The 9,264-nt window shown below is 61.7% G+C and carries 8 protein-coding genes; 7 read left to right on the plus strand and 1 reads right to left on the minus strand.

Features of this window, described 5'->3' with window-relative positions; translation table 11 throughout:
• The first annotated feature begins 162 nt into the window (after nt 1–162).
• Genes KH208_RS05825 through KH208_RS05835 form a run of 3 tightly spaced genes read left to right on the plus strand, consistent with a single transcriptional unit; the run spans nt 163 to nt 3,270 of the window.
• Entirely contained in the window at nt 163–384 is a 222-nt protein-coding gene (locus KH208_RS05825; RefSeq protein WP_291434636.1) for a hypothetical protein, read from the plus strand.
• Complete coding sequence (locus tag KH208_RS05830) at nt 381–1,898, plus strand: ATP-binding protein (RefSeq protein WP_291434637.1); 1,518 nt, start codon at nt 381–383, stop codon at nt 1,896–1,898. The genes KH208_RS05825 and KH208_RS05830 overlap by 4 nt, the downstream gene beginning before the upstream one ends.
• A complete protein-coding gene (locus tag KH208_RS05835) occupies nt 1,891–3,270 on the plus strand; it encodes a sigma-54 dependent transcriptional regulator (protein WP_291434639.1) in 1,380 nt (459 codons plus the stop codon). Before KH208_RS05830 ends, KH208_RS05835 begins: the two co-directional genes overlap by 8 nt.
• 78 nt (nt 3,271–3,348) lie before the next feature.
• Here the strand turns inward: KH208_RS05835 and KH208_RS05840 are convergent, their stop codons facing one another.
• Nucleotides 3,349–3,570, minus strand: a complete 222-nt coding sequence (locus KH208_RS05840; protein ID WP_291434641.1) for a hypothetical protein — start codon at nt 3,568–3,570, stop codon at nt 3,349–3,351.
• Nucleotides 3,571–3,977: 407 nt separating this feature from the next.
• On the opposite strand from KH208_RS05840, the gene fdnG reads away from it, so the two are divergent.
• The 4 genes from fdnG to KH208_RS05860 all read left to right on the plus strand — a co-directional run bounded on the left by fdnG (nt 3,978) and on the right by KH208_RS05860 (nt 9,227).
• Nucleotides 3,978–7,019, plus strand: a complete 3,042-nt coding sequence (gene fdnG / locus KH208_RS05845) for a formate dehydrogenase-N subunit alpha (RefSeq protein ID WP_291434642.1) — start codon at nt 3,978–3,980, stop codon at nt 7,017–7,019.
• A 50-nt stretch (nt 7,020–7,069) separates the two neighbouring features.
• Complete coding sequence (locus KH208_RS05850) at nt 7,070–7,729, plus strand: 4Fe-4S dicluster domain-containing protein (RefSeq protein ID WP_291434643.1); 660 nt, start codon at nt 7,070–7,072, stop codon at nt 7,727–7,729.
• 88 nt (nt 7,730–7,817) lie between these two features.
• Nucleotides 7,818–8,789 (plus strand): formate dehydrogenase accessory protein FdhE, encoded by a 972-nt coding sequence (locus KH208_RS05855; protein WP_291434645.1) that lies wholly within the window; start codon nt 7,818–7,820, stop codon nt 8,787–8,789.
• 12 nt (nt 8,790–8,801) lie between these two features.
• Nucleotides 8,802–9,227, plus strand: coding sequence for a cytochrome c3 family protein (locus KH208_RS05860; protein ID WP_291434647.1), 426 nt, complete (start codon nt 8,802–8,804; stop codon nt 9,225–9,227).
• The last annotated feature ends 37 nt before the right edge of the window (nt 9,228–9,264 follow it).

Genomic DNA, 9,264 nt, shown 5'->3' on the forward strand with positions numbered 1-9,264 from the left:
CACGGATTAATGCTCTTTTTGCTCTCTGCCCGCGTCAGGCTCACTCCGTACGAAGGTCGAAGATGTTGGGATATGCTCCCTCCGCCCGCAGTTCGCCCTGCTTTAGCCGTTGCGGCGCAGTCTCCATGCGCAGTTGCCTTCGTCACAACGCCTGAAGACTGCATGCCTAACGACACGGTTGCATCGGCGCGATCACTGCCGCCATCCGTAAGCCCTACGGGCAGCGGCTGCCGCGAACCTACGGATAACGACAGCAATTGGCTACGCAAAACGCTGACCAAGGAAATTGCTGTCGCTATCCGTAAGCCAGCGCCCTTGGCGGAGAACAAAAATCTTTTTGATCAGCGCTTCCTCAGAGCAATTCATAAGGACGGGCGCGTATGAGCGAATCAAACCAGGCCTCGCCGGAGTCCTGTGAATGCCGGAAACAGTCCGCGCCTGTGGAAAGCGCGCTGCCGCTGAGTTACGCCCGCACCCTGTCCTGGCTGTCGCTGGTGGTCATTTTGCTGACCAGCCTGGGCCTTTCGTTCTTTATTTCCAATTCGGCGCGCGAAACCCTGCTGACCCGTCAGGAGGATTTTGCGCGCCTGCTGGTGGAAAACCTCAACAGCCAGATTTTCCGGCGTTTCGCCCTGCCCACCATTCTGGCCAGCGGGCGTATCGCCCTGCGCCAGCCCACCCAGTACGAGCATCTGGACCGGGTGGTACAGTCCGTGATTCAGGGGTTGCCGGTGGAGCGGCTGCGCATCTATGATTTTTCGCGCCTGGTGGCCTATTCCACCAAGAAGGAGGATGTGGGCCGGGCGGGCCTGTCCCCGCCCAACCTGGACGACGTGCTGCACGGCGCGGCTCCCAAATCGGAGATTATTTCCAGTATCCCGGCTTGGCAGGCGCCTTTCCGGGTGCCGTTGCGCGAGGGCACCTTTGTGTTGCGTGTGCTGTATCCCCTGCGCGGCGAAACGCTGCGGCCGGGCGAGGATGCGCCGGTCATGGGCGCGTTGGAGCTGACCCAGGACATCACCGGCGACTATGAGCAGGTGCTGGCCTTTCAGGGCATCATTGTGGTGATGTGCCTTTTGTCCTCGGTGGTCCTGTTCGGGCTGCTGCTCATGCTCATCCACCGCGCCGAGCGGGTGCTGGCCGAGCGCATGCACAGGAACCGCCTGCTGGAAAACGAGCTGCACAGCAATGAAAAGCTCGCCGGCATGGGCCGGGTCATCGCCAGCATTGCCCACGAGATCCGCAATCCCCTGGGCATCATCCGCTCCAGCGCCGAACTGCTTCAACGCCGTACGGACAAGGCTGATTCGGGCACGGCGCGCATCCTGGGAGCCATTTATGACGAGTCCGTGCGTCTTTCCCAGACGGTCAACGATTTTCTGGACTACGCCCGGCCGCGCCAGCCCCGCCAGGATCTGGTGGACGTGAATCTGGTGCTGGACCAGGTGATGGCTTTTCTGGAAGGGGAATTGGGCCGCCACGGGGTGGCCGTGGAGCGTGAAACGGAAGCCGGTCTGTTTGTGCGCGGGGACAAGGATTTGCTGTACCGGGCCTTTTACAATATCCTGATTAACGGCCAGCAGGCCATGGACGGGCCGGGCATCGTGCGCATTCGCGGCGCTGTGGAGCACTTGGCCCAGGAAAACGGGTCCGGTCGCGTGCGCCTGGAATTTCTGGATTCCGGGCCGGGTTTTGATCCCGCTGTTCTGTCCAGTCTTCTGGATCCTTTCTTTACGACCAAGGACGGCGGCACGGGCCTCGGCCTGCCTATCGTCCAGTCGATCATAACCAGTCACGGCGGCCAGATCGAACTTGAAAACGGCCCCGAGGGCGGGGCGCTGGTACGGGTGCTGCTGCCCGCCGCCGATGTGGAAGCGCCTGAGGTTCAAGATGAGTGAAAAATCGCATATTCTGGTCCTGGACGACGAAAAAAATTATCTTCTGGTTCTTCAGACCCTGCTGGAGGACGAGGGATACACGGTCACGGCCATCAGCGACCCGGAAACCGCGCTGGCGTTTCTGAGCGAGAGCGAGGTGGACGTGGTGGTGACGGACATGAAAATGCCCAGGGTCACCGGCAGGGAAGTGCTGCAACGGGTCAAGAAGTCCTGGCCGTATATTCCGGTGCTGATCATGACGGCCTTCGGCTCCATCGAAAGCGCGGTGGAGGTCATGAAATACGGGGCCTTTGACTACATCACCAAGCCCTTTTCCAACGACGAGCTGCTGCTCTCCATTCACAACGCCGCGGAGCTCGCCCGCGCCCACCGCCAGTATCGTCTTCTGCAGGAAGTTATGGAAGAGCGCTACGGCGTGCACAAGATCGTGGGCCGCAGCCGGGCCATCCGCGATGTGCTGGTCATGGTGGACCGCGCCGCGCCCAGCCGTTCCACGGTGCTGATCACCGGCGAGTCAGGCACGGGCAAGGAACTGGTGGCCCGGGCCATCCATTATACCAGCCCGCGCAAGGACAAGCCCTTTGTGTCCGTGAACTGCATGGCTCTGAACCCCGGCGTGCTCGAGAGCGAACTTTTCGGCCATGAGAAAGGTTCCTTTACCGGCGCGGTGGCCATGCGCCGGGGCCGTTTTGAGCAGGCCGACGGCGGCACGCTTTTTCTGGACGAAATCGCCGAGCTGACGCCCGACTTGCAGGTCAAGCTGCTGCGGGTTCTGCAGGAACGGAAGTTCGAGCGCGTGGGCGGCGGCGAGGAGATCGAGGTGGACATCCGCGTGGTGGCGGCCACCAACAAGGATCTGGCGGCCATGGTGGAGAAGGGAACCTTCCGCGACGATCTCTATTACCGGCTGAACGTGGTCCAGATTCCCCTGCCGCCCCTGCGCGAGCGGCGGGAGGACATCCCCCTTCTGGTGGCCCATTTCGTGGAAAAGGTCGTGGCGGACAACAACATGCCCTCCAAGACCTTCAGCACCGAGGCCCTCAATTACCTGACCGGCTACGAATGGCCGGGCAACATCCGCCAGTTGGAAAACGTGGTGGAGAGCTGTCTGGTGCTGGTGCCGGGCTCGGTCATCGAGGTGGACAACCTGCCCGCGGAAATCCGCGACGAGGAATCCCAGTTCAAGAGCGCCGTGGACCTGCTGCCCGTGCAGCTGGATCTGGCCGACACCCTGGAAAAAATCGAGGCCGCGCTGATCCGCCGGGCCCTGGTGCGCGCCGATCTGGTGCAGGTCAAGGCGGCGGAGTATCTGGGCATTTCCAAAAGCCTTCTCCAGTACAAACTGAAAAAATACGGCATTACCGGGCATTAGAGCGTTTTGATATTGAAAATATCTCAACGCCCTATGCTGATTTTCCGTGGAAATCCGCATCGCAAATTTACTTCGCCGTTAAGCGGTAATTTCAAGCGCAAAATATCCAGGCTCAGCCCTCATTAAAAGCGCCTGCTGCAAAGCCGCCTTTTTCCGTGCAGCTGCGTTGCAAAAAAAAATTGACCTCGCGGTATGTTCAATGCGGTAGCCGTTGCCGCAAAGCGGCTTACGGATAGCGACAGCGATTTCTCCGGACAGGCTTTCGTGTGCCTGACTGCTGTCTTTATCCGTACGGCTCACAAGTTCGCCTATGGCTAAAGCACGGCTTCGCCCGATTTTTCCTTTGCGCCTTGCTGCCCGAAAAAATTCAGCTTTTCGCGGCTGGCGTTTTAATGAGGGTTGAGCCCAGGACGGATTAACGTCGGGTTTTTACAATCTCGATGGGTTGAAGACGCCCATGCCGCCCGCCGGGGCCGCCTCTCCATTCGGAAGGGGCTGCCCCGGCGTTTTTTTTGTTGTTTTCGGCGGTTCTTGTCCGGAGAACGGCAAAAAATCTCCTTCCCCCTTGCGACACGGTTCATTTTGGCATAGTTTTCTTATATGCTTGAAAACACATATTGAGGGGAAAGCGTGCGGACGGACGGCGGTTGCCGCGCGCCCGCTGCGGTTCTGGAGGTTTTTCTTCCGTTCCAACAAAGAGAGGCCTTATGCAGTGCTCACGTCGGAATTTCTTGAAACTCGCGGGCATGGGCACCTTGTGCCTGACCCTCGGACAACTGGGGGTCAACCTGGATGAGGCGCTGGCCTACTCCAGGTCGCTCAAGATTGAAGGTGCCAAGGAAGTGGTGACGATCTGTCCTTTCTGCGCCGTTTGCTGTCAGGTCATCGCCTATGTGCGGGACGGCAAGCTCGTTTCCACGGAGGGAGACCCGGATTTTCCGGTCAACGAGGGCGCGCTCTGCGCCAAGGGCGCGGCCCTGTACAGCATGTACACCAACGACCATCGGCTGAAAAAGCCTCTGTACCGTGCCGCGCACGGCGACACCTGGGAAGAGAAGGACTGGGACTGGACCCTGGACCAGATCGCCCGGCGCGTGAAGGATGCCCGCGACAAGGACATGATTCTGAAAAACGCGCAGGGGCAGACGGTCAACCGTCTGGAAAGCATTTTCATGATGGGTACCTCGCACGCTTCCAACGAGGAATGCGCGGTGATCCATCAAGCCATGCGCGGCCTGGGTGTTGTCCATATGGACCACCAGGCCCGGGTCTGACACAGCCCCACTGTTGCGGCTCTGGCAGAGTCGTTCGGACGCGGTGCTATGACCAACCACTGGATCGACATCAAGAATGCCGATGCGGTGCTTATTATCGGCAGCAATGCCGCTGAACATCATCCTGTCGCCTTCAAGTGGATCATGCGGGCCAAAGACAAGGGCGCGGTGCTCATGCACGTGGACCCCAAGTTCTCGCGTACTTCGGCCCGTTGCGATTTTCATGTGCCCCTGCGCTCGGGCACGGACATCGCCTTCCTCGGCGGCATGGTCAATTACATCATTCAGTCGGAGAGCTACCTCAAGGATTACGTTCTCAACTACACCAACGCCTCCTTTGTGGTGGGCAAGGACTACGCCTTTGAGGACGGGCTGTTCAGCGGGTACGACCCGAAAACCCGCAGCTACGACCGGAGCAAATGGGCCTTTGAGAAAGGCCCGGACGGCGCGCCCGTGCGCGACGCCGCCCTGCGGAACGAGCGTTGCGTCTTCAATCTGATGAAGACGCACTACGCCCGCTATACCCTGAAGAACGTCTCGGACGTGACCGGCGTTTCCGAAAAGAACCTCATGCGGGTGTACGAGGCCTTCTGCGCCACGGGCAAGCCGGACAAGGCCGGAACCATTCTCTACGCCCTGGGCTGGACCCAGCACACGGTGGGCGTGCAGAATATCCGCACCTCCACCCTGGTGCAGTTGCTGCTGGGCAACATCGGCGTGGCGGGCGGCGGCATCAATGCCCTGCGCGGCGAGCCCAATGTGCAGGGCTCCACGGACCACGCCCTGCTGTACAACATCCTGCCGGGCTATATCGCCCTGCCGCTGGCCCAGTGGCAGACCCTGGCGGAATTCAACAAGGCCAATACCCCGGTCACGGCGCTGAAAAACAGCGCCAACTGGTGGGGCAACCGGCCCAAGTACCTTGCCAGCCTGCTCAAGGGCTGGTTCGGCGACGAAGCCACGCCGGAAAACGACTTCTGCTACGGGCTGCTGCCCAAGGGCGAAGCGGGCGTCGATTATTCCTACATGTACGTCATGGACAGGATGCTCCACGGCGAGATCAAGGGCGGCTTCATTTTCGGCGTCAACCCCATGAACAGCTTCCCCAATACCAACAAGATGCGCGTCGCCCTGGACAACCTGGACTGGCTGGTCTGTTCGGAACTGCACCATTCGGAAACCACGGACAACTGGCGGCGTCCCGGCGCGGATCCCAAGGAGAAAAAGACCGAAGTCTTTTTGCTGCCTTCGGCTCACCGCGTGGAAAAGGAAGGCACCATCAGCAACAGCGGCCGCTGGCTGCTCTGGTTCGACAAGGCCGTGGAACCAGACGGCGAGGCCCGCAACTTCGCGGACATCTTCGTGCCGCTGGTCAACCGGATCCGCGCGCTGTACACGGCCGAGGGCGGCACGCTGCCCGAACCGCTGCTCAAGCTGAACTGGCCTGAAACATTTGACGCCGAGGAATGGACCCGCCGCATCAACGGCCTGTACTGGGCCGACGCCAAGGTCGGCAACAAGACCTACAAGCGCGGCCAGCTGGTGCCCGCGTTCGGCCAGTTGAAAGAGGACGGCTCCACCTCCTCCTTGAACTGGCTGTACTGCGGCAGCTATACGGAAGAGGAGGGCAACAAGTCCAAACGCCGCGACCCCAGCCAGACGCCCATGCAGGCGGCCATCGGCCTGTTCCCCAACTGGTCGTGGTGCTGGCCGGTGAACCGGCGCATCCTCTACAACCGCGCTTCGGTGGATCTGAACGGCCAGCCGCTCAATCCCGCAAAGCCCGTGATCAAGTGGGACGGCAAGAAATGGGTGGGCGACGTGCCCGACGGCCCGTGGCCGCCGCAGGCCGACGCCGAAAAAGGCAAGCTGGCTTTTATCATGACCACGGACGGCTATGCCCAGCTCTACGGCACGGGGCGCCTGGACGGCCCCTTCCCCGAACATTACGAGCCCGCGGAAACGCCTCTGGCCCGGCATCCGTTTTCCGGCCAGCTGCGCAGCCCGGTCTACAAGTTCCATTCGTCGGAACTGGACAAGTTCGCCGAAGCGGCGGACCCGCGCTATCCCATTGTGCTGACCACCTACAGCCTGACGGAACACTGGTGCGGCGGCGGGGAAACGCGCAATGTGCCCAACCTGCTGGAAACGGAACCCCAGCTCTATATTGAAATGAGCCATGATCTGGCCAAGGAGAAAGGCATCAAGAACGGCGACGGCGTCATCATTGAAAGCGCGCGCGGGCGCGTGGAGGCCATCGCCATGGTCACCATCCGTATCCGGCCCTTTACGGTCATGGGCAAAACGGTCCATCTGGTGGGCATGCCCTTCGCCTTCGGCTGGACCACGCCCAAATGCGGCGACTCCACCAACCGCCTGACCGTGACGGCCTATGATCCGAACACGACCATTCCCGAAACCAAGGCCTGTTGCGTGAACATCCGCAAGGCCGATACGTTGACGGAAATCGCCTGACCCGAATGACGGGCGCGTCCGCAGGGGCGCGCCCGTCAAGGAGCATTGCAATGCCGAAAGCCTTTTTAGTTGATACCACGCGGTGCACGGCATGTCGCGGCTGCCAGGTGGCCTGCAAGGAATGGCACGATCTGCCGGCCAATGCCACAAAACAGCGCGGCACGCATCAGAATCCCCCGGATCTCAATCCCTACAACTACAAAATCGTGCGTTTCCACGAGCATCTGAACGCGGCGGGCGACGTGGTCTGGAATTTCTTTCCCGATCAATGCCGTCATTGTCTGACGCCCGTGTGCGTGGACGTGGCGGATATGGCCGTGCCCGGCGCGATGGTCAAGGACGCCAAAACCGGCGCGGTTCTGGCCACGGACAAATCCGCCGGCCTCAACGCCGAGGACGCGCGGGCCATCACCGAGGCCTGCCCCTACAACATTCCCCGCTATGACGCTGCGGCCAAGCGCATTGCCAAGTGCGACATGTGCATCGACCGGGTGGAGGCGGGACTGCCGCCCATGTGCGTCAAAACCTGTCCCACCGGGGCCATGGTCTTTGACGAGCGCGACGCCCTGCTGGCCCTGGCGCAACAGCGGCTGGCCGCAGCCCGGGAGCGCTTCCCCAAGGCGCATCTGGTCGATGTGGAGGACGTGAGCGTCATTTACCTGCTGGCGGAAGAAAAGGAACACTACTACGAGCACGCCGCCTTCATGTAGGGCGGACACACGGCGGCGCGCGGGCATGTTCGGCGCGCCGCCTTTACCTTCGGCGGAGGCCGGAGCCTTCGCGCTTTGAGGAGCAGACATGGCAGCATCCTGTCAGAACGTGGCCCAGACCCTGGCGGCCGTGGCCGCGCGTCGTCCCGTGCTTGAGCCTGTGCTGCGGGCTTTTGAGGACGTGCTGACCGCCCGCGCGGCCCTGGCCGCGGAATTGAGCGCGGAGCAGGCGGACGCGGCGGGCATGGCGGAGGACGGCGGGCCGCGCCTGCCGGACTGGAGCGGAGCGCGGGCCGCGCAGGGCCGTAGCCTTCTGGCGGGCGTGCCTCTGACCGGGCTGTGCGTTGCCGTGCGCGGAGCGGCGGAGGCCCTGCTTCCCCTGCTCTGCGCCAAGGGAGATGTGGCCGCCCACAAGGCGGCTCTGGAAGCCTTTTTCCTGGCCCCGGCGCTGCCCCGAGGGGACAGGCGCGACGCTCTGGCCGAAGCGGTGCTGGCCGGGGACGCCCCGACTTTCCGGCGTCTGGCGGCCGAAGCGGGCCTGCCTCCCGAGGTGTTGGAATTCGTGGCGGAATTTGTCCTGTCTCCGGCCTTGCGGGCTTTGGCCGCCCAGGCCGGGCGGCCCGGACAAAACGTCCCCTGGGATGAGGCAGGGGCGTGGCGGCAGGGCTATTGTCCGGTCTGTTCTTCCTTTCCGGTCATGGGCTGGCTGGACAAGCCCGCTTTTGACGAGAAAAACGCTTTTCTTTCCGGCGGCGGCGGGAAAAAACATCTGTATTGCTCTCTGTGCGGCACAAGCTGGACGTTCCGGCGCGGGGCCTGTCCGGCCTGCGGCGAGGAGGGCAACGGGGTTATGGAAATTCTGCGCGAAAGCGGCAAGTCCAGGGGCGAACGGCTTGACTGGTGCGCCAAATGCAAAAGCTATTGCCCCACAGTGGACCTGCGCGAATGCGGCGAGGCTCCGGACATGGACGCCATGGCCCTGGGCATGATGCATCTGGATATGGTGGCGGCACACAAGGGCCTGAGCCCGCTCAAGGCTTCTTTTTGGAATCTTTTTTAACAGGAGCATCCCATGCGATATCTGTTTGTCGCCCTGTTTGCGTTCTCCCTGCTGTGTGCCGGTCCGGCCCAGGCGGGGGAAAGCCGGGGGAATCTGAACAACATCAAGAAGCCCATCGAGCTCAACGACGGCACCTCCAAGCGCATGTTCGTCACGTTCAACCATTCCTCGCACAAAGGCGTCAAATGCCGCACCTGCCATCATGAAGGGCTGCCGAAAGACCGTTACGCCTCCTGTGCCAATGAGGAATGCCACTCCGTCAAGGGCGCGCGTGAGCGCGATCCCATGAGTCTGTTCATGGCCTACCATTCCCCGGATACGGACCGCTCCTGCTACGGATGCCACCGTAAGCTGGCGGGTAAATACCCCAATTTCAAAGGCTGCCGTCCCTGCCATATGAGCCCGCAGGCCCGCGAGGCGGCCGCTGCGAAAAAGTAAGTTCTTCAGAGCGGATCACCTCAAAGGCCGGTCGGAG

It is taken from the genome of Desulfovibrio sp., from assembly GCF_018379785.1.
In the GTDB taxonomy this organism is placed as follows: domain Bacteria; phylum Desulfobacterota; class Desulfovibrionia; order Desulfovibrionales; family Desulfovibrionaceae; genus Desulfovibrio.